General features: G+C 37.9%; 28 protein-coding genes. 9 read left to right on the forward strand and 19 right to left on the reverse strand.

The window, feature by feature from the left end; genetic code table 11:
- The first annotated feature begins 118 nt into the window (after positions 1 to 118).
- Both porV and ispF read left to right on the forward strand, forming a co-directional pair.
- Positions 119 to 1,297: a type IX secretion system outer membrane channel protein PorV gene (porV, locus tag J1905_RS22680; RefSeq protein WP_214229480.1), complete on the forward strand. Its 1,179-nt coding sequence runs from the start codon at positions 119 to 121 to the stop codon at positions 1,295 to 1,297.
- Between the two features lie 24 nt (positions 1,298 to 1,321).
- Positions 1,322 to 1,798: a 2-C-methyl-D-erythritol 2,4-cyclodiphosphate synthase gene (gene ispF / locus J1905_RS22685; RefSeq protein ID WP_214229481.1), complete on the forward strand. Its 477-nt coding sequence runs from the start codon at positions 1,322 to 1,324 to the stop codon at positions 1,796 to 1,798.
- 151 nt (positions 1,799 to 1,949) lie between these two features.
- Here ispF and J1905_RS22690 read toward each other — a convergent pair whose 3' ends face one another.
- The 9 genes from J1905_RS22690 to J1905_RS22730 form a co-directional block, all read right to left on the reverse strand.
- A complete protein-coding gene (locus tag J1905_RS22690; RefSeq protein ID WP_250318173.1) occupies positions 1,950 to 2,831 on the reverse strand; it encodes a pirin family protein in 882 nt (293 codons plus the stop codon).
- 32 nt (positions 2,832 to 2,863) lie between these two features.
- A complete protein-coding gene (locus tag J1905_RS22695) occupies positions 2,864 to 3,394 on the reverse strand; it encodes a YceI family protein (protein WP_214229482.1) in 531 nt (176 codons plus the stop codon).
- Positions 3,395 to 3,481: 87 nt separating this feature from the next.
- Complete coding sequence (locus J1905_RS22700; RefSeq protein ID WP_250318174.1) at positions 3,482 to 4,078, reverse strand: Crp/Fnr family transcriptional regulator; 597 nt, start codon at positions 4,076 to 4,078, stop codon at positions 3,482 to 3,484.
- A 9-nt stretch (positions 4,079 to 4,087) separates the two neighbouring features.
- Complete coding sequence (locus tag J1905_RS22705) at positions 4,088 to 4,246, reverse strand: FeoB-associated Cys-rich membrane protein (protein ID WP_108206405.1); 159 nt, start codon at positions 4,244 to 4,246, stop codon at positions 4,088 to 4,090.
- A gap of 50 nt (positions 4,247 to 4,296) precedes the next feature.
- Positions 4,297 to 5,484, reverse strand: a complete 1,188-nt coding sequence (locus J1905_RS22710; protein ID WP_214229483.1) for a hypothetical protein — start codon at positions 5,482 to 5,484, stop codon at positions 4,297 to 4,299.
- A gap of 2 nt (positions 5,485 to 5,486) precedes the next feature.
- The gene (locus J1905_RS22715; protein ID WP_350027997.1) at positions 5,487 to 6,320 is read right to left on the reverse strand and encodes a type 1 glutamine amidotransferase; all 834 of its coding nucleotides are present in this window, start codon (positions 6,318 to 6,320) and stop codon (positions 5,487 to 5,489) included.
- Positions 6,317 to 7,423, reverse strand: a complete 1,107-nt coding sequence (locus J1905_RS22720) for a carboxylate-amine ligase (RefSeq protein ID WP_250318175.1) — start codon at positions 7,421 to 7,423, stop codon at positions 6,317 to 6,319. Before J1905_RS22720 ends, J1905_RS22715 begins: the two co-directional genes overlap by 4 nt.
- 27 nt (positions 7,424 to 7,450) lie before the next feature.
- Positions 7,451 to 8,497 carry an ATP-grasp domain-containing protein gene (locus tag J1905_RS22725; protein WP_214229484.1) on the reverse strand — a complete coding sequence of 349 codons (1,047 nt, stop codon included), beginning with the start codon at positions 8,495 to 8,497 and terminating at the stop codon, positions 7,451 to 7,453.
- A 30-nt stretch (positions 8,498 to 8,527) separates the two neighbouring features.
- Positions 8,528 to 9,232 (reverse strand): esterase family protein, encoded by a 705-nt coding sequence (locus J1905_RS22730; RefSeq protein ID WP_214229485.1) that lies wholly within the window; start codon positions 9,230 to 9,232, stop codon positions 8,528 to 8,530.
- 174 nt (positions 9,233 to 9,406) lie between these two features.
- Between J1905_RS22730 and J1905_RS22735 the strand changes: the two genes are divergently transcribed.
- Entirely contained in the window at positions 9,407 to 10,228 is an 822-nt protein-coding gene (locus J1905_RS22735) for an alpha/beta hydrolase (RefSeq protein WP_214229486.1), read from the forward strand.
- A gap of 4 nt (positions 10,229 to 10,232) precedes the next feature.
- Here the strand turns inward: J1905_RS22735 and J1905_RS22740 are convergent, their stop codons facing one another.
- Positions 10,233 to 10,889 carry an oxidoreductase gene (locus J1905_RS22740; RefSeq protein ID WP_214229487.1) on the reverse strand — a complete coding sequence of 219 codons (657 nt, stop codon included), beginning with the start codon at positions 10,887 to 10,889 and terminating at the stop codon, positions 10,233 to 10,235.
- Between the two features lie 7 nt (positions 10,890 to 10,896).
- On the reverse strand, positions 10,897 to 11,115 hold the full coding sequence (locus tag J1905_RS22745; RefSeq protein WP_214229488.1) for a hypothetical protein: 219 nt from the start codon (positions 11,113 to 11,115) through the stop codon (positions 10,897 to 10,899).
- 209 nt (positions 11,116 to 11,324) lie between these two features.
- On the opposite strand from J1905_RS22745, the gene typA reads away from it, so the two are divergent.
- Positions 11,325 to 13,124, forward strand: coding sequence for a translational GTPase TypA (gene typA / locus J1905_RS22750; RefSeq protein WP_173090226.1), 1,800 nt, complete (start codon positions 11,325 to 11,327; stop codon positions 13,122 to 13,124).
- Between the two features lie 112 nt (positions 13,125 to 13,236).
- Positions 13,237 to 13,953, forward strand: coding sequence for a 3-ketoacyl-ACP reductase (locus J1905_RS22755; protein WP_214229489.1), 717 nt, complete (start codon positions 13,237 to 13,239; stop codon positions 13,951 to 13,953).
- 167 nt (positions 13,954 to 14,120) lie between these two features.
- Here J1905_RS22755 and J1905_RS22760 read toward each other — a convergent pair whose 3' ends face one another.
- Together J1905_RS22760 and J1905_RS22765 are read right to left on the reverse strand one after the other, a co-directional pair.
- Positions 14,121 to 14,870, reverse strand: a complete 750-nt coding sequence (locus J1905_RS22760) for a glycosyltransferase family 2 protein (RefSeq protein ID WP_214229490.1) — start codon at positions 14,868 to 14,870, stop codon at positions 14,121 to 14,123.
- A 19-nt stretch (positions 14,871 to 14,889) separates the two neighbouring features.
- Positions 14,890 to 16,161: a glycosyltransferase family 4 protein gene (locus J1905_RS22765; protein ID WP_214229491.1), complete on the reverse strand. Its 1,272-nt coding sequence runs from the start codon at positions 16,159 to 16,161 to the stop codon at positions 14,890 to 14,892.
- Positions 16,162 to 16,334: 173 nt separating this feature from the next.
- On the opposite strand from J1905_RS22765, the gene J1905_RS22770 reads away from it, so the two are divergent.
- Positions 16,335 to 17,084, forward strand: coding sequence for a class I SAM-dependent methyltransferase (locus J1905_RS22770; RefSeq protein ID WP_214229492.1), 750 nt, complete (start codon positions 16,335 to 16,337; stop codon positions 17,082 to 17,084).
- A 3-nt stretch (positions 17,085 to 17,087) separates the two neighbouring features.
- Here J1905_RS22770 and J1905_RS22775 read toward each other — a convergent pair whose 3' ends face one another.
- From J1905_RS22775 to upp, 6 genes are all read right to left on the reverse strand, one after another.
- A complete protein-coding gene (locus tag J1905_RS22775; RefSeq protein WP_214229493.1) occupies positions 17,088 to 17,987 on the reverse strand; it encodes a glycosyltransferase family protein in 900 nt (299 codons plus the stop codon).
- 4 nt (positions 17,988 to 17,991) lie between these two features.
- Entirely contained in the window at positions 17,992 to 18,615 is a 624-nt protein-coding gene (locus J1905_RS22780; RefSeq protein WP_214229494.1) for a class I SAM-dependent methyltransferase, read from the reverse strand.
- 82 nt (positions 18,616 to 18,697) lie between these two features.
- A complete protein-coding gene (locus J1905_RS22785; RefSeq protein WP_214229495.1) occupies positions 18,698 to 20,041 on the reverse strand; it encodes a flippase in 1,344 nt (447 codons plus the stop codon).
- Between the two features lie 24 nt (positions 20,042 to 20,065).
- Positions 20,066 to 20,464 (reverse strand): hypothetical protein, encoded by a 399-nt coding sequence (locus tag J1905_RS22790; protein ID WP_214229496.1) that lies wholly within the window; start codon positions 20,462 to 20,464, stop codon positions 20,066 to 20,068.
- Positions 20,465 to 20,582: 118 nt separating this feature from the next.
- Positions 20,583 to 21,272, reverse strand: a complete 690-nt coding sequence (locus tag J1905_RS22795; RefSeq protein ID WP_214229497.1) for a YjjG family noncanonical pyrimidine nucleotidase — start codon at positions 21,270 to 21,272, stop codon at positions 20,583 to 20,585.
- 13 nt (positions 21,273 to 21,285) lie between these two features.
- Entirely contained in the window at positions 21,286 to 21,930 is a 645-nt protein-coding gene (gene upp, locus J1905_RS22800) for a uracil phosphoribosyltransferase (RefSeq protein WP_214229498.1), read from the reverse strand.
- 104 nt (positions 21,931 to 22,034) lie between these two features.
- Here upp and uvrB point away from each other — a divergent pair, with 104 nt between their 5' ends.
- The 3 genes from uvrB (at position 22,035) to J1905_RS22815 (ending at position 24,699) form a co-directional block, all read left to right on the forward strand.
- Entirely contained in the window at positions 22,035 to 24,071 is a 2,037-nt protein-coding gene (uvrB, locus tag J1905_RS22805) for an excinuclease ABC subunit UvrB (RefSeq protein WP_214229499.1), read from the forward strand.
- Positions 24,071 to 24,271: a YwbE family protein gene (locus tag J1905_RS22810; protein WP_173090238.1), complete on the forward strand. Its 201-nt coding sequence runs from the start codon at positions 24,071 to 24,073 to the stop codon at positions 24,269 to 24,271. The genes uvrB and J1905_RS22810 overlap by 1 nt, the downstream gene beginning before the upstream one ends.
- A gap of 167 nt (positions 24,272 to 24,438) precedes the next feature.
- Positions 24,439 to 24,699, forward strand: coding sequence for a DUF4834 family protein (locus tag J1905_RS22815; protein ID WP_214229500.1), 261 nt, complete (start codon positions 24,439 to 24,441; stop codon positions 24,697 to 24,699).
- Positions 24,700 to 24,721 lie beyond the last annotated feature (22 nt).

The following is a 24,721-nucleotide window of genomic DNA, read 5'->3' on the forward strand; positions in this document are numbered from 1 at the left end:
TTTCTTTATAAACTCCATGTAATTATCTCAGGATAGAAATTGCGTATAATTAAGAATACTTTGAAATTAATAAACACTATGCTAACTTGCGTGGAATAGTATAAATTATACGAGACAAATGAATTTCAGGTACTCAGTAAAGACTGTATTAAGCATTTTTTCTCTGGCAGCAGTTTCTATTGGAGCGTTTGCTCAGGAAGTGCAACCTGGTACCCAAACAAATGGCAGCGCGCCAAACAACATAATTACTGCTGTTCCCTTCCTATTAATCACTCCTGATGCAAGAGCGGGGGGGATGGGGGATGCAGGCGTTGCAGTTACTCCGGATGCGAATGCTATGAGTATAAATCCATCAAAATTGGCTTTTTTAGATAGGCCATATGGTTTTTCTGCTTCCTATAGTCCTTGGTTGAAAAGTTTGGTTCCTGATATTAATCTCGCCTATTTAAGTGGATTTTATAAACTTAATGATGAAAGTGCCATTGGAAGTTCCTTAAGGTATTTTTCTTTGGGTGAAATACAGTTTGTAGATATTAATCAGCAAGACCTTGGAGTTTACAGTCCAAATGAGCTGGCTTGGGATGTAACTTATTCACGAAGATTTGGTAGTTCATTTTCATTAGGGACAGCCTTAAGATATATTTATTCTAATCTTTTGTCGGGGCAATTTGCTGCAGGACAACAAACCCAAGCTGGTTCAGCAGTTGCAGTTGATGTTTCTGCATACTATAAAAAGCCAACTATTTTCCTGGGCACCGATGCGATTATTTCTGCCGGTGTCAACATTTCAAATATTGGGACTAAAATAAGCTATGTAGCTGGTGGAGAAAAGAATTTTCTGCCAACAAACTTTAAAATCGGTGCTGCTTCAACCTTTTTAATTGATGATTATAGTCAATTTACCTTTGCACTGGATTTCAATAAGCTATTGGTGCCCACACAACCAATTTATGATGGAGATGGGAAGATTGTAGCCGGTAAAAATCCTGATCGTTCAGTTCCATCCGGTATATTTGGTTCATTTAGTGATGCCCCCGGTGGTTTTAGGGAAGAAATGCGGGAAATTAATATAGCTGCCGGATTGGAGTACTGGTATAACCAGCAGTTTGCCTTACGAGCTGGATATTTCTATGAAAGTCCTCAAAAAGGTGACAGGAGATACTTTACGCTTGGTGCCGGTCTAAAATACAATGTATTTAATATAGATTTTGCTTATCTGGCGGCTAATGCTCAAAAAAGTCCATTGGCAAACACATTGCGCTTCACATTGCTTTTTAATTTTGGCGATGCCAAATAATAGTATATAATAACAATTAGACAGATGAAAATTAAAGTAGGGTTTGGATTCGATGTACATCAGTTAAAAGATAATCATCCATTTGTAATAGGCGGAGTTAATCTGGAGCATCATAAAGGTGCTTTTGGACATTCTGATGCAGATGTTTTGCTGCATGCAATTTGTGATGCCCTATTGGGTGCTGCAAACTTAAGAGATATTGGTTTTCATTTTAAGAATACCGATCCACAATGGAAAGGAATAAGCAGTGTTATTTTGCTTAAAGAAAGTGTAAAGCTTCTTAGAGAGAAAGGCTGGGAGATCGGTAATATCGACGCAATGCTTTGCCTTGAAGCGCCAAAGATTAACCCTCACATTCCAGACATGCAAAAGAATATTGCAGAGGCAATAGATATTTCTATCGATGACATCTCTATAAAAGCAACTACCAACGAACAGATGGGTTTTATTGGTAGGGAAGAGGGGGTTGTTGCCTACGCAGTCTGCCTAATTCAAAAATAAAGGCGTTCCAGAAGATGCATTTACTACCAGACAGTACGCTATGCACCATGCTATTTACTAAAAAATTACCTTCTCAGAGAAGACCTCGGAAATTTTGCCCATTTAGCGAAGCGGGCAAAAGATTCCAGTCTTCGAAGAGAACGGTCATTTTTTACTCTTCTAAGTACCCAAATTTCCCCTGGTTGTAATCACTTATTGCTTGTTGTATCTCTTCCGGAGTATTCATTAAAAATGGACCATACTGGGCAATTGGTTCATTTATAGGTTCGCCACTTAATATCAAAACTACACTGTTTTCCAAAGCTTCAACCTCTATTTTAGAGCCTTCATTTCTGAAATGAACAAACTGATCTGTTTTGGCTATTTCAGCGCCATTAATTTTAACACTACCTTCTATGATAACAAAACCCGTATTGTAATCCTCAGGGAAATCAAAATAGACCATGCCACCTTTGTTTAAACGGGCATTTAGTAAGTTTAATGGAGAAAAAGTATTTGCAGATCCTTTAATTCCATTATATTCACCAGCAATTACTTCAATTACACCAGCATCATTATCCAGGTTGTATTTAGCCATAACGCTATGTTTTACATCCTGATACTTTGGCGTACTCATTTTATATTTTGCCGGTAAATTAACCCACAACTGGACCATTTGGAAAGCTCCGCCTTTTTTGCTGAATTGCTCTTCATGATATTCTTTATGTAAAATCCCACTGGCAGCAGTCATCCACTGAACATCACCGGGATAAATAATACCGCTGTTTCCTGCACTGTCATGATGAGCTACTGCGCCATGATAGGCAATGGTTACGGTCTCAAACCCACGGTGTGGGTGAACTCCAACACCTCTGGGTTCATTCCGTGCCGAGAATTCTATCTTTGAATTATAATCCAACATAAAGAATGGGCTCATTTTAATTTTATATCCTTTTGGAAAAAAATTATGCACCCTAAAACCATCACCAACCATATGAGGTGCCGGCGCATTTAAAATGACCGACACTGCTTTAGTTTTTGCTTCCATTTGCATTCTTATCCTTTTACGGATGCTTATTTTATTATTTAGGCTTGTTTTACAAATTGTAATTCACCAGCTATTTTAACAGCCTCACTAACCATAACACCACCAGTTTCTAATGCTGCATTCCATGTTAAACCAAAATCAGTTCTATTTATTTTGCCGTTTAAAGTAAACCCGGCTTTGGTATTACCCCATGGGTCGGTTGCTATACCACCAAATTCAGCTGTCAATTCTACAGGTTTACTTGTTCCTTTAATAGTTAGATTTCCATTTAAAATGTAATCATCGCCATCTTTCGTTATCGAAGTAGATTCGAAAGTGATTTTGGGGAATTTTTCAGCATCAAAGAAATCTGCACTTTTTAAGTGGTTATCTCTATCAGTATTTCCGGTATTAATAGAATCAGTCTCAGCTTCAAAAGTTACCGATGCATTTTCAAAATCATCAGACTCTGAAGTTAATGTTGCACTAATTAAATGTAAACCACCGGTTACGGTAGAAATCATTAAGTGTTTAACTTTAAACTGTAATTCACTGTGAGTTGGGTCTAATACCCATTGTGTAGTTGCCATAGTATTGTTTTTTTAAGTTGTTCTTTAATTACAACACAAAATTACGGCTAGATGTTTTGTCTCACGTTGACCTATGATAAGAAAATACTAGGGCCTAAAATGCTTATGCGCTAGGTCTTTGCGTACCCTGCTCAACGATTCAGGTGTAATGCCTAAGTAAGAGGCAATCATCCATTGAGGAACTCTTAAGGTAAGGTTGGGATATAATTGGATAAAATTGAGGTAGCGTTCTTCAGCAGTTGCACTTAAAAGCATATTGATTCTTTTCTGCATAAACCTGATGGAATTATTAAGCATCGTACTGTTCAGGTCATTCATGCAGGGAACATGCTTTGCAGCATCATTCATGAAATCCCGGTTCATTGTAATAGCCGTTGTAGGCTCAATTGCATCAATAAAAAATTCCGAAGCCTCATTGAACATTCCATTTCTTTCAGAAAGCCACCATTGCTCAGGGGCAAATTGAATAATATGGGTTTTCCCTTTACTATCTATCGAATAACTACGTAAAAGCCCGCTTAGCACAAAAAATCCATTAGATAAAACCTCTCCCTTCATCAGAATCATTTCATTCTTATCGAAGGTTTTTACTTTAAGTTTGTCAGAAATAAGGTTAAACTGATCATCAGTTATGGCTACTTTCTTTTGTAAATAAGCTTTGAAAGGCTCTAGTATAGCTGTCATAGATGGAATCTATTTCTTGTCTGGTTCGATATTGGAAAAATCTACACCACACTTACAGTTGGTGCCACAGCCATTGCTTTTTGGGGCTATAGAGCGATAAACGATGCGGCCGACATAAAATAATGCGCCTGCAAACAGTATAATTACTAGAATAGTCTGAATGTCCATATCACAAAATTAGTTAATGCCTGTTTCAGGCAGGTCTGTTAATTGTAAATTTAACCTTCCATAAGCCCAACGGTACCGCCAACCCAGTCAAAATCCTTATTATACCTTACGCCAATCATTTTTCCTCTGCTTAAACGAGCCAGATTAATACATAACTTGGGTTCTTCTCCATCCGCCCAAAGGTACATCAACCTTATTTCAGCTTTTACACCGCCATCAGGCGATTGTACAACGGGCTCATAAACAACCTTTCGTTGAAGTATCCAGTTTTCAGGGTCATTAATCTTCGTTATATCAGCTTTCGTTACATCAATAATTACACCCATGCCTGCAAAAGAAAACAAAGGTTTTAACACATAGTTTTCAAGATCTTTAGGTATTTCATTTAAAGTATTCAGAAAATGTGTTTCAGGCACAAACTCACTCTTCAAAAAAGGCATAGTATATTTACTAATCCTGTAAAACCAATTGGGATGTGTAATCCACTCCACATCAATCTCATCTCTCGGATCAAAGCTTTCTGTAAAAAGATCTGTTTTATCGGTAACTTCATCAAAAATCAGTCGGTTATAAATCCGCTTTAAATGCACTTTTTCGCCGTTTTCTTTATAGAATAAAGCGTTGCCTTCTTTAAAGATGTCGGTTAGACTTAAAATTTTGATGCCTAAATATTTCTGAGTAATTAAAAAGTCAATGGCCGTCTTTTGATTTGGAGCATCAACATCCATTAGCGCCACTTGATGGGGGGCGTATTTGCCAATCACCACCTTTTTTAATAAGTCAACGTACGATTGTTCATTAATTCCATTAAAAAAAGGAGTTAAACCAGGTGCTAGTCCATAAGATTCTTTATAAACCTTACCTAGTTCAGGTTGAAAACCATACAAAGAAGGGAAGCCCTGCATCTCAATTAGCTTGGGCACAAGCTGACCACTAGCATCTTTACAAATCCCAAAATCGAATGTCAAAAAATGAGGGTGCTCATTTTCATTTGGAACATTCCAATTCGCCGGAATACAATCCTTTGTTAGCTCTTTAAAATTAGGTTGTTTTATCAGTTTTATAATTTCTTCCCCAGCTTCAACCAGTTTTTTCTGTAGGTAGGAAGGAATAAACACAGGAGTTTCAGCTACTCTAAAAGGAATGTTTGTTAAACCAGATTCCAGTGTTTTTAAAAAGCTAGAGTACTTTTCTTTGGTAAAAGTACTGTTAAACTGGTCTCTGTATTTCCCGATCATAGCTATGCTTCCTGTAAGGCATTTAATGCCTCAGTTAAAAAATTAGGTAAAATAACGCTTTGCGTAAGTTTGATCTTATCAGGATTGTCAAGACTCGATAACATGTCCTCGTATTTTTCCAGACCATGATTGTCAATAATTGCTTTCATTTTATCCTCTTGTAGCAAATACATCTTCATGCCAACGGGATCTGCTTCCGGATGAAATTGAGTGCCCACTATTTCTTTGGTAAAACGAACCGACATTACACAGCGTTCCAAATCAACATGTGGCCTTTCCTTTTCTAATGCCAGAACCTTAGCCTCTGAGTTTGAAAACAGTACATCATCAGGATTTATAACCTGCCAGTCACGACTGTCTACAGCATAAAGTGGGTTAGGCAAGCCATTAAAGATCAAATCATTTTCCCCTTCTTCGGTTAAAAAGACTGGGAAAATGCCAAAAGCAGTTGATTTTCTTCTAATTACCTCGCCTACATGGTACTTCCTGCAAGCCATTTGAAAAGAGTGGCATATTAAAAAAGCGTGTTTTTTCTGTGAGCTAATCTTATTATGACACTCTATTTTGTTTAGTAAATTAAAAAAGTCGTTCTCCCACTGCTGGCCTTCTCCATCAAAAGGACTTCCAGGGCCGCCGCTTGATATATAGATGTCGTAATGTTCATCAGGAATTTCTCCCTTTTGCCTCAAATCAAAAATATCATAACACAAATCAACGTCATTCTCTGTACGATAGTGCAACAAGATTTCCTGTATCCCACGCATCCCCTGGTTCGTAACGCCATTATTCATGTCAATTACAGCAACCCTAATCTTATTTCTATCTATTATGTTCACGGCTTAGCCCCAATTAGTGTTTGTGTAGTAATGTAATCTACTACGGCCTCAAAGTTACCACTTTGTTCGTAAACAGCCAATTGCCTATCTGCTCCTGTTCCATTTTCAAGAATTTTAAGCACATAATTGATCTCATTTCTGCAGCCCAGATCGTCAACAACATCATCTACAAAATCCAACAATTCCAGTATCAAATTCCTGCAGTTTACTTCCATTTCCTTACCAAAATCAATCAGATTGCCATCAATACCATAACGTGCAGCTCTCCATTTATTTTCATTAATCAAGGCTCTGGAATAGCTGATGAATTTCATGTTTTGAAGTCTCAATTTGTATAATTTGGCACATAGCGCTTGAAACAACGCTACAAAAGCCATAGTCTCGTCAATCAACATCGGACAATCGCAAATTCTAAACTCTATGGTTTCAAAGAAAGGATGTACCCTAATGTCCCACCAGATTTTTTTTGCGTTATCAATACTATTAGTTTTAATCAATAGCTTAACATAATTGTCGTAATCTTCAATGCTGTTAAAAATATCCGGAATACCCGTTCTTGGGAATTTGTCAAATATCTTAGTCCTGAATGATTTATATCCGGTATTCCTGCTTTCCCAAAAAGGGGAGTTGGTAGATAAAGCAAATACGTGTGGTAAAAAATAGCGTACCTGATTTGCGATATGAATTGCAAGCTCTCTCGACTGAAATCCTACGTGTACATGTAATCCAAAGATCAGATTGGATCTTGCAGCTTCCTGAAGTTCATTAACTATTTCGCTATAGCGTGGATGCTCAGTAATCAATTGTTTCTCCCAATGGGAAAAAGGATGCGTTCCTGCCGCACCAATTCGTAATCCCTGTTCACCTGCAAGCTGCGAAACCGTATATCTTAATTGTGAGATTTCTGCTCGCGCCTGGTCTGTATTTCTGCAAATGCCTGTCCCAACTTCAACAACGGCCTGATGCATTTCGGCCTTAACCTGATCCTTATGTATTTTTTGTGCTGCTTCAACTATTTTTTGATCGTGTGAGGTAAGTTCACGGGTTACCGGATCAACCACCATGTACTCTTCCTCTACACCAAGTGTAAATTCATTCATCATAACTTATTCCCTCCAATTTATCCCTAATTATTTTTTTGCAGCAGGTGCTTTTTTGGGTTTAGCTGTTGCTGCTTTAGCTGGCGCTTTTTTCTCGGCGACAGCTTTGGTTTTTGATTTGCCAACCAGAGGTTGTCCGGTAGCAGATGTTTTAACATATTCCCCCCATGTTAAATTATCTTGCCCTTCAATTTGTGCTTTTGCCCTTTCAATAGCATATTGAGCTGAAGTTTCGACAACCCAGTCAAAGTTTTCCTGACCAACGCTGGTTACCTCAGCATCAGGTGCGGGATTACAGAAATCAATAGCATAAGGTATTCCGTCTCTTACAGCAAATTCCACAGTATTGAAATCATAGCCCAAGTACTGATTCAGTTTAATCACATAGTCATGAATAGTTTTTAGTAATTTCTCACTCGAAGGAGGGGTGTTTACCTGGTAGCGAAGATGAAAAGGATTGCGCGGCTCGTATTGCATAATGCGAACATATTTGCCTCCAATGCAATAACATCTAAAATATTCATCAAAAACGATTTCTTCCTGAAGCATCATAACGGTCTGTTTGGTCTGACTGTGCTTGTCGAAGAAATCCTCTATATCATGTAATTTGTAAACTTCTTTCCAGCCACCGCCATCAAAAGGTTTCATGTATGCAGGGAAACCGGTGTATTTAAAGATAGCCTCCCAATCTAATGGAAATGCAAGGTTGCTAAATGATTCGTCCGATGTGTCGTCGGGTTGTTCGTAAGATGGTATCAAAGCTGTTTTAGGTACTGGTATCCCAAGCTTTACAGCTAATGCGTTATTAAAGAATTTCTCGTCGGCACTCCACCAAAAGGGGTTGTTTATTACTGCCGTTCCAGTAATTGCAGCATTTTTTAGTGCAGAGCGATAAAAAGGAACATCCTGCGATATCCTATCAATAATTACAGCGTAATCGAGTGCTTCTGCTTGAAATATTTTGTCAATATTTACAAATTCGGCTCTGATATCCTTTCCTGCGATCTCATTTACCCGCTTAACAAAAGCTTCAGGGAACGATCTTTCCTTACCGAACAGTATTCCGATTTTTTTCATAAGTATATGTTTTAGATGTTTTTAATTAGGTTATAATTGTGATAGGTATTCTGGGAGCATTTTTCTCCAAATTGGCCAGTCATGTTCTGCGTTTTGTCGCACATCTAGCCAATGATTAATTCCCTTGTTGGTCAGTATCTGGGATAATCTTTCATTACTGGCTCTGCATATATCGTTATCTGCTGTGCCTAAAATTATTTTCATGTCCCATAACTCCGGATTGCTGTCGTTAGGTAAAAAGTCGACCGGATTATTGAAATAAACATCATCATTGTAAAACCCGTCTAACTGGTCTTTAATGTCAAAGGCTCCGCTCAAACTAAACATATGACTTACCAGCCATGGATGCCTGAAAGCGAAATTTGCGGCATGATAACCTCCAAAACTACAGCCGGCAGTGATGATTTTAGCATGTCCGGTTTCGTTACGGGCCATCGTAGATACCTCTTCCAGTAAAAGTTTATCGTACTGAATATGATTTTTTACCCTGTCGGACGGCTGAACGCTTTTGTTGTACCAGCTCAAGCTATCAATGCTGTCAACGCAGTAAACTTTAACTTTTCCCTCATCTATAAACCACTGAATAGATTCGATCATTTTGAAGTCTTTACTTTCAAAATATCGCCCCATACTAGTAGGAAAAAGAAGAATTGGATAGCCGCTGTGCCCAAAAGCGAGCAATTCAAAATCGGCGTTCAGATTGTTGCTGTGCCACTTTTTATATTCCTCTTTCATCCCCGTAAAATTTAGATGCTTTAAGATAAGAAATAAAGAATGTGAAAAGCAAGTAACGGGCTTATTTCTTCTCGTAAATATCTGTTTTATATAAAATTACATACCGATTATTTAATTTTTTACAGAGAGTATTACCTTTGTAGTGCATTTGAGAGAAAGGGAAATTGCTGAATTATGTACACTACCATGTTACTTGCGGAAATTATTAAAACCGAAAAAACTATACAATCAAAGTACCTGAAAAGGGGAGTTGAGGTTGAGATTTTTGTTCCAGACAATCTTTTAGGGAATGAACAGTTAAATCTGTTATTGTTAAACGATGGGCAGGATACTGAAGCATTGGAATTGCAAAGCACGCTAACCAGATTGTACGGCCAAAATAAAATAGAGCCATTGGTAGTTGTTGCTATAAAAGCTTCAAAAGATCGTGTGTTGGAGTATGGAGTTGCAGGAATTCCTGACTTTCAGGATAGAGGTAGCAAAGCCCAATCTTATACTGATTTCATTATTAAAGAGCTTATCCCTTTTATACAAACCCATGTAGATTTTCCTATAAATGGCAAACGTGCTTTTGCAGGTTTCTCTCTAGGTGGGCTAACCGCATTCGATATCGCATGGAATAATGACAATTATTTTGATGCTGTTGGTGTTTTTTCAGGAGCATTCTGGTGGAGGAAAAAAGACCTTAAAGATGGTTATACCGATAATGATCGCATTCTGCACCAGCGAATTATTGACACCAAGACTAAGCCTGAATTGAAGTTCTGGCTAATGACAGGTACCGAAGATGAGGTGGCCGACAGGAATAAGAACTTCATAATAGATTCTATCGATGATACCATTGATGTAATTAAGGAGCTTTTAAACAAGGGTTATAAAAGACCTGATGATATCGCCTATTATGAAATGGTTGGAGGTAAACACGAATTGCCAACCTGGGCAAAAGCGATGTCGCCGTTTTTAATATGGGCTTTCGGGAAAAAGAATCTTTTTTAAGAACTTATCCCAATGCCTCAATCTGATCAGATGAGTAAATAAACACGCCCTTTTTGTCTGTTAAAGATTCTTTTAGCATTGCTGTGGCTACTGTTTCAATTTTAATGCTTCTGTATTTTTTTAGCCCTCCAATTAATAATGGGTTTAGGAAGCGCATTAGCCCTATCATAATCTTTTCTGCTGTTCGCTTTTCTTCGCGGTTACCATCCAGGAATGATGGACGATAAATATATATGCTTTTGAAAGGTATAGCCTTTAAATCTCTCTCTACCTCACCTTTGGTTTTTGGGTAAAATATGGACGAATTTACATCTGCGCCTATTGCCGAAACCAGATGGTAGGCAGTAGCACCATTGTTTTGTGCAATCGAGCCTACGTCTAAAGGATATTGATAGTCTATCTTTTTATATTGTAATTTATCTGGAGTCTTGCTATTTGTTGAACCCAAACAGCAAAATACAACATCACCTTTGATGTCTGCAGCGTATCGATCTATATGATCAAAGTCAACAATTAATTCTTTTAGCTTAGGATGCTCCATGTTAAGTGCTCTGCGCCCTATAGCTAGCACCTCAGTATAACCAGGGTTATTTAGCAATTGAGTTAATAAATTCTTACCTATCAATCCACTACCACCAAGTAGTATTGCTTTCTTTGTCATTGATATTTTAATCTTGCTGTTGAATATCTATCGTTTCGTCTGATTGATCACCGCTTCCAGCTTTGTATGAATAATCACGTGCTCTTTCATCGGCAAGCTCATTGCCCTCATGTTCCGTTTCAAAGTTTTGATCCAGACGATCATTCCAGTTGTCCAACCCTGTTTTATTGTCCGGTTTGTCCTCTTGGGGCTGTGCCTTTTTATCAGCTTTTTTTGAATTGTTCATAGCCTTATTAATTTAGTATATATGAAACACCTCAATATATACATTGTTTAAAATTTAAAGCAATTAATGCATATAAATTATAGAAATAAAACCACGTCTAAAATGAGCCTTCAAATAACTTACTAAAAAAAGAGTTAAATGCCTATTAACTAAAGCACTGAAATCTCGATAATTAATCTTATCTTTGCGCCAAAAATTAGTAGCATTTTATGCAAAAAATAAGAAATATAGCTATCATAGCCCACGTTGACCACGGTAAAACTACACTGGTCGATAAGATCTTACACTCTTGTTCAATCTTCCGCGATAACGAACAATCGGGAGATTTAATACTTGATAACAATGATTTGGAGCGTGAGCGCGGTATTACCATCGTGTCAAAAAACGTTTCGGTTATGTACAAAGACGTTAAAATCAACATTATTGATACCCCTGGTCACGCCGATTTCGGTGGTGAGGTAGAGCGTGTATTGAAAATGGCTGATGGTGTATTGTTATTGTGTGATGCTTTTGAAGGTGCCATGCCTCAAACACGTTTCGTAACTCAAAAAGCTTTGGCTTTAGGCTTAAAACCTATCGTTGTTGTAAATAAAGTTGATAAAGAAAACTGTCGCCCTGAAGAAGTTTACGAGCAGATCTTCGAATTGTTCTTCAACTTAGAAGCAACAGAAGAGCAACTTGATTTCCCGGTTATCTACGGTTCATCAAAACAAGGATGGATGAGTACTGACTGGAAAACACCTACAACAGACATCTTCGCACTTTTAGATGCAGTTGTTGAAAAAATTCCTGCAGCACCAACAAACGACGGTACTTTACAAATGCAAATCACCTCTTTAGATTATTCATCTTTCGTAGGTCGTATTGCTGTTGGTCGTGTACACCGTGGCGTAATTAAAGAAAACCAACCGGTTACTTTAATTAAACGTGATGGTAAAATGGTAAAATCAAGAGTAAAAGAATTATATACTTTCGAAGGTTTAGGTAAAATCCGTGCCACTGAAGTAAAATCAGGTGATATCTGCGCAGTTGTAGGTATTGATGGTTTTGATATTGGTGATACTATTGCTGATTTCGATGCTCCTGAGCAATTGCCGGTAATCAAAATTGATGAGCCAACGATGAACATGTTGTTCACTATCAATAACTCACCATTTTTTGGTAAAGAAGGTAAATTTGTAACTTCTCAGCGTTTGAAAGAACGTTTATATAAAGAAATTGAGAAAAACCTTGCACTTAAAGTTGTAGAAACTGAGTCTCCTGATGCTTATTTAGTGTACGGAAGGGGTATTCTCCATTTATCAGTATTAATCGAGACTATGCGTCGCGAAGGATATGAAATTCAGGTTGGTCAGCCACAGGTAATCATCAAAGAAATTGATGGTAAAAAATGTGAGCCTATCGAAACTTTAATCGTTGATGTACCGGGTGAAGTTGCTGGTAAAGTAATTGAATTGGTAACACAACGTAAAGGTGAGTTATTGATTATGGAACCAAAAGGTGATTTACAACACTTAGAGTTCGATATTCCTGCACGTGGTATCATCGGTTTAAGAAATAACGTATTAACCGCTACAGGTGGTGAAGCGATTATGGCTCACCGTTTCAAAGCTTACGAGCCTTGGAAAGGTGTAATCCCTGGTAGATTGAACGGTGTATTGGTTTCTATGGAAAAAGGGAGCACTACAGCTTATTCAATTGACAAATTACAAGATCGTGGCCGTTTCTTCGTTGATCCGGGAGTAGATATTTACGAAGGACAAATCTTAGGAGAGCACATTCGTGATAATGACTTGGTTATTAACATCGTAAAAGGTAAAGCTTTAACTAACATGCGTGCTTCTGGTACAGATGATAGTCAGCGTATTGCTCCGGCAATTAAATTCTCTTTGGAAGAGGCTATGGAGTACATCCAGGCTGATGAGTATATCGAGGTAACTCCGTTAAGCATGCGTTTACGTAAAATTCACTTAACTGAAGCTGCACGTAAACTTAATAAAATAGTATAAATAGGAATTTTTTCTATTGATAAGTCATAAAGCCTGTTTCGCAAGAAACAGGCTTTTGTTTTTTGTTATTTTTGTATTTTAATACAGAAACCCCATTTTAATAAAAGATACTATGGAATCATTAAAAGGTAAAAATGCAATAATCACAGGAGCCGGAAAAGGTTTAGGGAAGGCAATGGCGATAGCTTTGGCACAAGAAGGTGTTAATATAGGGCTGATGGCAAGAACTACAACAGATTTACAAATCCTGGCAGAAGAATTAAAACAATACGGAGTTAAAACAGCAATCGCTACGGTTGATGTTTCTGATATAGAAAATGTGAATGCAGCTGTTAGTCAGGTTAAATCTGAATTGGGCGTAATTGATATTTTAATTAACAATGCCGGAATAGCTTCTTTTGGGCCGTTCCTAGAACTGGAGCCATCAAGATGGGAAGAGATTGTTAAAGTAAATTTATTTGGTGCTTATTATACCACAAGAGCAGTTTTGCCAGAAATGATAGAGAGAAAAACTGGAGATATCATTAATGTTTCATCTACAGCAGGTAAAAACGGAGCTGCAGTAACAAGTGCTTACAGCGCTTCTAAATTTGGTTTAATTGGAATGTCTGAGTCATTAATGCAGGAGGTGCGCAAGCATAACATTCGCGTAACTACGCTGTTGCCGAGTACAATTGCAACTGATATGGCTAAGGATCTTAAATTAACTGATGGAAACCCTGATAGAGTAATGCAACCTGAAGATTTTGCAGAGTTGGTTGTTTCTCAGTTAAAATTGAACAGAAGGGTGTTTGTAAAAGAAGCGGGTCTTTGGTCTACAAATCCATAAAATAACTATTTAGAGAAACGGGTTTCAGGAACAGACTAATTTCCGATTCTTACTGGAGTTAGAATAAAGTTGTATTAGGCTATAGTCTAACCAGACTCTGACCGGAGTCAGACTTGAGTCTGAGTTGAGTCTAACAGATTGTAGATTTTTCTCGAACCCGTTTTTCTTTAATCGTTAGTTCTGCGGTGGCGGATGTAATACTGAGCCAGATTAATTGCAATGAAAACGTGGTTAATCAAATTTGGAATTAGCCCGTAGTACTTGGTGAATATGTGAAAACGCTCTTTTAGACTAGCCATGTGCTTTTTTTTAGAAATCCCACCTACCAGATACTTGGCTACATAAGTATGTGTATTCACAATGCTTGAGGCATGCTTTGCGGCTTTAATAATCCAATCGATATCAGCGCTGTACTTGTATTTTAAATCAAAAGGCTCGGCTAAACTTCTTCTAACGTAAATGGCCTGATGACTTACGCTCATTCCATATCTAAAACTTTGCCAGTCAAAATTTTCAGGAGCATGATGTCTTCTCTGACCCAAACTTATCCAGTCCTCATCATACATCTCAGTTTCGCCATAGTAAATGTCGGCTGAGCTTGCGCTTTCAAACACTTCGGCTACTGTTTCCGGGGCATAAATCTCATCGCCAGAGTTCATGAAAAGTACATAATCGCCTGTAGCAAGGGAAAGTCCTTTGTTCATGGCATCGTAAATACCCTTGTCAGGTTCCGAAATGAATTGAGCTAGCCTCGATCTGTAATTATAGATCTTGTCAACGGTGCCATCTTTTGAAGCACCATCAATAAGGATGTACTCAATGTTTTTATAGGTTTGATTTAGCACAGAAAGCATGGTGCGTTCAATATCCTTTACATTATTATAAACGATAGTAATAACACTTAACTTGGGCTGCATGTGGTTCTAAATCTAAAAATTATCGGGGCTGTAAATCAATCAGTGATTGATACAATAATAAGTGTTTTTCTGCAATTACTTGCTCAGAGAAGTGATTTAAAATTGTTCTTCTTGCTTCTTTCTGAATTTCAGGAGCATTTTCATCATGATATAACCACTCCATTCCGGTGGCAAGGTCTTCTGAGGATTCGTAATCTGCAAGATAGCCATTTTCAAGATGTCTAACCATGTCTGGTATGCCACCTGTTTTAAAGGCCACTACGGGGGTTGCACAAGCCAGACTCTCCATTACTGTATTCGGAAGATTGTCTTCAAGAGAGGGGGTTATAAATGCATCAGCAGCCGAATAACACTTGGCCAGGTGAGCGTCGTTGTTAATAGTCCCCAGAAATGTGGTTTTAAATGGGAACTCTGGCATTTCGGCATTATCCTTATTGCCAAAAATTACCAGTTCTATGTTTTCTTTAATAATTCCAGGTCTGGTTGCCAGATCATTTAGGGCATCTATAAGATAGGAGGTGCCTTTATGCTTGTCGTTTTTAGAAGGCATAAAACCACTCATCAACACAAACTTACTTGGGTCTATTTTCAGGATTTTTTTTGCTTCAGATTTTACGTAAGGCTTAAAAACTTCTGTCTCGATTGTGTTTGGGATAACCGTTGTTTCCCTAAATCCCAATAAACTGCTTAATTTAACAGAGTTTGCCATCCATTTACTTGGTGCAACAATGTGGAAGTTAAACTCTGAATATGCCTTTTTCTTACGCAACCAGGTTCTGTGCGAAAAGTCGTTTTTACCGCTCCATCTTAACAATGGGCAATTTCCGCATTCCTTAAAGTAGTTTTCGCAGGAATAACGAACGTGACAACCACCTGTAAATGCATTACTGTCGTGAAATGTCCATACTACAGGCTTTTCCAGTTCGTCAATTTCGGCAAGAAACTTAGGCGAAAGGAATCCATGGTTTACCCAATGCAAATGAATAATATCGGCTTCTTGTACCGTTGGATGGTCAACTACGGAAGTTCCAAACCACTGTAATGAGAAAGGTGTTTTTACCGCTTTGGATACTGCCTTTGATAAATAGCGTTCAGAAAGAATATTAAAAACTGCACCAGCTTTTGCAAAAGGGCCTTTACTAAAAGTTCCTGTTTTTAAACTTTCTTTAAACTGAAGGTAAACCATTACTTTGGAGTCCACGCCACTTGCGTTTAGCGCATCACTTAACCTGAGGCAGGCTCTTCCGGCGCCTCCATTTCCTTCGTATGTATTTAGGTGAACTACTTTCAATTAATCAAACTTAGATAAAAGTTTCCTTTTTAAAACGGTTACGCAGCCTAAAATAATATATATTTTCAATCTTTATTAAATTCTTGTGTATTTTCGTCTGACTTTGATTTTTTACAAGCTTTAAGCGATTAAATCCTGCAATGATCATCTATTTAAAGAACTAAAAAGACAATATGGGTAACCTGTTAACCGACAGACAGTTTTGGGTGAATTATTGGGAGAGTAAAACCGGTTTATCGGTTAGTATTCCTGAAAACTATCTTTTTCATAAAGAACTTGCCAGTATTATTGCCGGTCAAAAAGTTAAAACAGCTATTGAACTGGGTGGCTTCCCTGGATATTACGCAGTTTTTCTGAAAAAGTATTTTAAACTTGATGTTACCTTGCTTGATTACTTTGTACACCCGCCGGTTACAAGTTCTTTATTAGAAGCTAATCAATTAAACGAAAAAGATATCCATATTATTGAAACTGACCTGTTCAATTACACACCTGAGAAACAGTATGATCTTGTTTTGTCCTGTGGTCTTATTGAGCATTTTAATGATACTGCCGATATTATTAACAGGCACATCAATTTTGTAAAGCCGGGAGGTACCTTGTTTATCACTCTGCCTAACTTTAAAGCTTTAAACGGGTGGTTTCAAAAAAACTTCGACAAGGAGAATTACGATAAACACAACATTAATTGCATGGATCCTAAACTGCTAGAGAATATCTGTAAGCGGGCAGGGTTACAAGTTGTTCAATCTAAATATTTTGGCCATTTTAGCTTGTGGTTGGAGAATGAACAGCAAAAACCGGTAGGAGTAAGGTTGTTGAAAAAGTCAATGTGGCTAACCGGTAAAATATTCACTAAAGTATTTCCGTTCAATTCTAAGCAACTTTCGCCTTACATTATTTTAGAAGCCAGAAAAGCTTAGTTGCTATTTTAACCGTTGTATTACATAGCGTTTTAATCTTTCCCAGAAGGTTCCTTTTCTATTTTTAAGGAAACCTTTGATGGCCTCGTATGCAGCTGCATTTTCTTCAATTGAGGTAGGAAATTCAGTAATAGGTTTTGGATTGATGATTACATTATAGATGTCGTTGATACCTGAATGTATTCCTGATCCATCGTGGCCTATGTTATTGACTAACGATTGTGAAGGATTAAGCGTTAGACCACCCTTTAAAAATATTGAGGCATACCATCTGATTGCCCAAGAGTTATTTTTACCTTTTTTAAAATCCTCCATCTGTTTCCAGAAGTTCATGGTGTGTTCAATAGAAAAAGCACTTTTGGCAGATTTATCAAACTTAGCCATCAAGGTGTCTATGTTTGGTTCAAAATGTTGCCATGCTCTTTCCCATGTAGCCCATCCCCAGCTGGTAGCGGCACGATAGAAAAAGGTTTCAGGTAAATCGGCTCCTTTTAAATTATACATGTAAGCGCCAATGTGCATTACCTTGCTTTCGTCACGGTAACGGTTTAAAGCCTCATTGAAATAGGTTAATGTGTATGGAGAGGTAATCAGGTCATCCTCAAAAACAATTACTTGTTTATAGTCTTTAATGAGTTTGCTTACGCCTATTATAACAGACTTGGCAAGCCCCATGTTTTCTTTGCGTTCTACAACTTCAACAGATTTAAACCCTTCAATATTTTTAAGCAGCTCCCTTACTTCAAGTACATTTTTCTCATCGTCCTCAGATTTAAATCCATCAGAAAACACGAACAATCTGCTTTCAGCAGCCATTTCATTTTGTTGCAAAAACTTGATTGTACGCGCAGTATGTTGAGGGCGATTGTAAACAAATAATGCTATGGGAGCAAAGGTTTGCATAAATCTAGTCTTTTATACCCTCAACAATTAACGAAGAATAACCTAGAGGCTCATTAAAACGCTTGTCATATCTCTTAGATCTGATGATGTGACCATCTTTGCTATCCCACTCGTTAAAATGGAACTTACCATTTTCATCGTAATATTCTAAAAGATTTACGCGATAACCCGACTCCTCAAATGCTTTAGATAATGTTTTATAGTCGTATAGTAATTTATGGTCATGTGCGCCTTCACCATGTCCACCCGGTTTTACCATGTTTATATAGTCAGGATTAGGGTGTAAGCCATCAGGAACTGCAATTCTAACTGTCCCACCTTTTTTAAGGTATTTGTTGCAATTTTTTAAAGCAATAAGCGCATCATCGTAACTGATGTGCTCAAAAACGTGCTCAGCTAAAAAACGATCAGCCTTTTTATCACCAAACAAATTGTCGAACGAAGCAATCTCTAACAAATTAAGGTTTTCGATATTGGTAGGTAGCCAATCTTTGTAATCGGTTGTATGTGCGCCAATTATGATCTGAAGTTTTCCGGTGCTGTTTTTTATTTTAGCTTTAAGCTGGATGAGGTCCAGTATGTTTTTGGGCTTATATACAATTGATCTTATCACCTTTCTTAAGGACATCTTTAATATGTTATGATTTGTGGTAAAGTTAAAACGTTAAATGCAAAGCGCTAATATATTAATATTAAAATTTATGTAGCGCTTATTTAGGCTGATCGGTTGAACCTTTTAATTTCTGGAATAATGTAATTAAGAGCAACGATTTAAGCATCATAATGCCTTGATGCCTTGTTTTAGGGATCAATAAAATCCAAAATGTAGAACAAGCGTATGCAATTAATGTAGCAAATGCAGCTCCTGCTATTCCATATTTAGGGATCCAAAAGATATTTAATACAATATTAATCAGGGCACCCATTGCCGTACGCAGCATAGAAAGCTTGGTATAGCCTTCAGCAATTAAAAACTGACCGCTCGCAGTGCCTAGAAATACAAAAATTCCTGCCCAAATGTTTATGGATAATACCTGAGCTCCACTATAATACTCTGCCGGAAACACATTTCTGAAGATCAATGGAGCGGTTAGTGTAACACCTATGGCAATAGCCATGCTAATCCACACCATTAAATCGTACATGTTTTGCATTCTTTTTTGATACCTCACCTGGTCATCTCTTCGAGCATTCATAATGGCAGGGAATACCGAGGCTGTGATCGCAACAGGGATAAAATACCATGCTTCTGCGAACTGAACCGCATTGGCGTAATTTCCTAATGCACCGGAACCGATATAGTATTCAATCATCAGCTTGTCAATGTTCAGGTAAATAGAAACAAGGATGGCTGAAAATGCCAATGGCCATGAGTTTTTTAACAGAAATCTTGCAATGTCACTCTTAAATGTCCATTTAAGGATTGATTCTCCATTTTTCTGATAAATAAATAAGTAACCTGCTGCCAATAATACGGCATCCAATAAAAGCGCAATAACAAACCACTGAAGGCTCGCGCCAATTAGGATTAAATTGACCTTAATAGCAGCGGAAAGCAGGTTTCCGGCCACCTGAACACGCATGATATATTTGCCTTGCGTTCTCGACTGGAAGTAACTATCAATGATGTTGAATGATTGAATCAGACCAGTAAAACTAACTGTCATAATAAAAATCAATGGAGCATCAATTGTTTTATAGTTATTAACTATAGTGTAGGTGGCGTAGATAAGGGGTAGGATGATAAGTCCTCCGATAATCTTTAAAATGAAGGCTGTGCCAAGTAGTTGATTCTTTTTCTCTGGATTACGTAATAGTTCCCTGGTTACAAAACCATCTACTCCTAATGCCGCTGCGGCAGTAAAAAAAGTTGTAAAAGCCACAGGATAGTTAAGTATTCCAAGCTGCTCTTTGCTCAGGTAATGGGTTAATGCAATTGATGCCAGAATTTTAATAGCCATGCTTCCCACTCTGGCCAACATTAACCATCCGGTATTTTTTACATACTTCTCCAGGGCCTCCTGATCAAAGCCTTTAATGCTTGGAATCTTCACGCTTAATCGCTCTCGTTATTTTTACTAGGTTAAAGGTGCACCAACTGATACTTTACAGTCATGTCCTGGTTGTCCGTGTGGCGGATTTAATTTTACTTCTTTATTTGTGTTAGTTGTTGGCGCTTGTTGTTGTACAGTAGGAGCAGCTACGGGAGCTTGTGCCGCCGGTGCAGCTGTGTTTTTCGCATTTAGTGGAGCGCCTACAGGAAGTGCGCAGTCATGAAAAGGCTGGCCATGTGCCGGATTGTTTGCGGGTCTTTCACCTGAAGCTGTACTTTGCTGAACCGCGGTTGATGGAGCTGCAGGCTGTGTCGTAGGTACACCATTCGGTGTAGGTGTTACGATATTCTGAGTTTCTTTAGGGCTGGATTGACAAGCTGAAAACGCGATTGCTAATGAGCAGATGTAAAGGATTTTTTTCATTGAATATTTTTTAAGGGATTAATAAAATAATTATTGATTAAATGTTCAAATAACGCAATAGTTAATGTAAAGAATCGTACAATGGTGTAAAATTCTCGATGTGCTCATTTACTTGTAGTTAAAAATGTGACATCAGTTCTTCCAGATGTGTAATTTGCCATTCTACATCCTCAGGCTTTTCTTTGTTTAATGGGTTAAAATAAATGGCTTTAATGCCATAACCCTGTGCACCGCGAATATCGGCTTCAACACTATCGCCAATCATAATAGACTCATGTTTTTCAGCTCCAGCCTTGCCAAGTGCATATTCAAAAATAGCTTTATCTGGTTTATTAACACCTACGTCTTCAGAAATGATCACATTTTTAAAGTAAGGGTTTAAACCCGATCTATCCATTTTGGTTAAGGTACTTTCCTTAAAACCATTGGAAATAATATGTAATGCGTATTTTTTTTGAAGATAAGCCAGTACTTTTTCCGATCCTTCAAATAAATTAGTCCTCGTAGGAGTAAGATTCACATAATCCTCTTCAAATTGTTGAGGGATAAGTTCGGGAGCTATCCCAAGCTGAATAAAAGTTTTTTTAAACCGCTCTGACCTTAATGTTTCTTTGCTAATACTGCCAACATGATATTGAGCCCAAAGAAGGTGGTTGTTTTCAGTATAAGTGGTTATGAAATCTTCAGCTGATGTTAATCCTAGTTTCTGAAGTTCGTAATTAGTATAAAGTTCGTGCAGTGTTTCCTGCGCATTTCTGTCAAAATCCCAAATGGTATGGTCTAAATCGAAAAAAATATGTTTAATCATAGTATGAAAAGCCTTACTGCTTAAGTCCGTATGCCAAATCTCCGGCATCACCCAATCCGGGCACAATATACGCTTTACTGGTCATTTCTTCATCAATAGCACCAAGCCATAGCTTGGCTTTAGGTAAATTCGCCCTTACATGTTTAACTCCTTCGGCACTTGCAATTACCGAAACGATGTGTAATTCTTTAAGTTGATATCTTCGAATTAATTCCTTGCAGCAAAGTACCATGGTTAATCCTGTCGCCAACATTGGGTCGGCTATAATTGCTATTTTGTCCGTTAAATCCGGAGAAGAGACATGCTCCATCTGTATTTCAAAACTTCCGCTTTTGTGGGTTCTTCGGTAAGCCGTAATAAAGGCAGCATCCGCATGATCAAAAATATTCAATAGTCCCTGATGTAAGGGCAGCCCTGCACGTAAAATGGTTACTAAAACAGGTTGATCTAACAATTGAACACTAGGCGCAATTCCTAAAGGGGTTTGTGTTTGAGTTTTCGAGTATTCAAGTGTCTTGCTGATTTCGTAAGCAAAAAACTCACCTATACGTTCCATATTCCTACGGAAACGCATGGCATCTTTTTGAATGTTTTCATCCCTAAGTTCAGAAATGAAAACGTTGGCTAATGAATTGATTTTGCTGAGTTCGAATATCATCACATAAATTTAAATAAAATTGACCTCTAAAACAACCAATATTGCCACCGCCATAAAGTTTTCGTAAATTTGAAATCTACGGACTTAAATCATAAAGGACACGGATGAAATTTCAACTTGTTTCAGATTATAAACCAACAGGCGACCAACCTAATGCCATTAAGCAACTGGTTCAGGGTGTTAGTGATAATGAAAATTATCAAACTCTTTTGGGGGTTACCGGTTCAGGAAAAACATTTACTGTTGCCAATGTAATCCAGCAAACGCAAAAGCCTACCCTAATTCTAAGTCACAATAAAACACTTGCAGCGCAACTTTATGGAGAGTTTAAGCAATTCTTTCCAGAGAATGCCGTGAACTATTTTGTGTCTTATTACGATTACTATCAGCCTGAGGCCTTTATGCCAAGCACCAATACTTATATAGAAAAGGATCTTAGCATAAATGAAGAGATAGAGAAATTAAGGTTACGTACTACATCAGCGCTTATGTCTGGTCGCAGAGATGTAATCGTTGTTTCTTCTATTTCCTGCATTTATGGTATGGGTAATCCCGAAGATTTTTCACGCTCAGTGTTCCGTTTTGCAGTAGGAACAAGGATCTCTCGTAATTCATTCTTGCATAGTCTGGTAGAGATTTTATATGCCCGAACAATCAATGATTTCAAAAGGGGGACTTTTAGGGTAAAGGGCGATACTGTAGATATTTTTCCTGCTTATCTGGATACAGCTTATCGTGTTTCATTCTTTGGTGATGATATTGAAGAACTTAGCGTTATAGACCCTGTTACAGGAAAAACATTGGAGAAGCTTGAAGATATGGCAATTTATCCGGCCAATCTGTTTGTTACACCAAAGGACAGATTTACTTCTTCAATCTGGGGTATCCAGGAAGAACTGGAAATCAGGAAAAATCAATTGATTGATGACAGACAGCTGTTAGAAGCAAAACGATTGGAAGAGCGTGTTAATTTTGATATCGAAATGATGAAAGAGCTAGGATATTGCTCAGGAATTGAGAACTACTCGCGCTTTTTTGATGGACGTTCACCAGGAATGCGACCGTTCTGTTTGCTCGATTATTTTCCTGACGATTATCTGATGATCATTGATGAGAGCCATGTTACGGTTCCGCAAATCAGAGCGATGTACGGAGGTGACAGGTCCCGAAAAATGGCCCTTGTTGAATACGGCTTTCGTTTGCCTTCGGCACTCGATAACCGCCCGCTTAACTTTGATGAGTTCGAACGGTTAGCACCTCAAACAATTTATGTTAGTGCTACACCTGCCGATTACGAACTCCAAAAGACTGATGGAGTTTATGTAGAACAGGTAATTCGACCTACGGGCTTATTGGATCCGCTTATTGAAGTTCGCCCGGCGATTAATCAGGTAGATGATTTGCTGGATGAAATAGATAAGACCATTAAAATGGGTGATAGGATTCTGGTGACTACCCTTACAAAAAGGATGGCTGAGGAGTTGACAAAATACATGGATCGTCTGAATATTAAATGTCGTTACATCCACTCTGAAGTAAAAACTTTGGAACGTGTAGAGATTTTAAGAGGTCTGAGATTGGGTGAATTTGATGTACTGATAGGAATTAACTTATTGAGGGAAGGTCTGGATTTACCTGAGGTTTCTTTTGTGGCGATCCTGGATGCAGATAAAGAAGGTTTTCTTCGTTCTGATAGGGCCTTAATCCAAACCATCGGAAGGGCTGCCCGTAACGATAGGGGTAGGGTAATCATGTATGCCGATAAGATTACAGATTCTATGGCTCGAACTATGGATGAGACCAATAGACGGAGAGAAAAGCAGATCGCTTACAATCTCGAAAATGGTATCACTCCTAAAACCGTAGGAAAAAGCAGGGAAGCAATACTTGAGCAAACATCAGTATTGGATTTCTCTGGTAACGAATCACGTGCAAAAGCATATGTGGAGGTTGATGAAGTTAGCATTGCCGCAGATCCGATTGTTCAGTATATGACCAAACCTGAAATGCACAAATCGATAGATAAAACGCGTAAGGATATGGCTAAAGCAGCAAAAGATATGGACTTCTTGCTAGCTGCAAGATTGAGAGACGAGATGTTTGCAATGGAAAAGATGTTTGAAGAAAGATTTGGTAAGTAATGGACGGAAAAAATAGAAAAGACATATATCCAGGACTAGAGGTGGATATTATATTGAAAAAAGACCAGCGGAATGGTACGTTAACCAGAGGTATAGTAAGTAATCTATTAACTTCGGCGCCATACCATTCCAGAGGAATTAAAGTGAGATTGGAAGATGGACAGGTTGGTAGGGTTGCTAATATTGTTGATGAGGAATAAAATGTCGATATTGTAATAGCTATGCAATAATCAGACTGAGTTTGTAATATTGGTATGGCTAATGTGTCTATATTATATCAATAAACCGCTTTTCAAAGGTTGGAGAGAGGTTAGCAGGGTTGTAATTAAACAGTTTTGCTTAAATTTGTAAATATTAAAACAAAGAAATGGGACTTATAAAATTCATATTAATAACCGTACTGGTACTTTATATTATCCGGGTTATACTCCGTTTAATTTTTCCTGTGGTATTAAGAAGTATGTTTAGTAAAGTTCAGCAGCAAGCTGCAAATCAGTCTCGCCAGCAGAACAATCAACAATATTCAAAACCTGTGGGTGATATTTCAATCGAATATGTGCCGCCGGTAGAAAAGAAAGGTAATCCAGATAAATTGGGCGATTTCGTTGATTATGAGGAGGTAAAGTAGGGGCATTTAATCCTGCTTTTAA

The sequence above is a fragment of the Pedobacter sp. B4-66 genome (assembly GCF_018492665.1).
Lineage (GTDB): Bacteria > Bacteroidota > Bacteroidia > Sphingobacteriales > Sphingobacteriaceae > Pedobacter.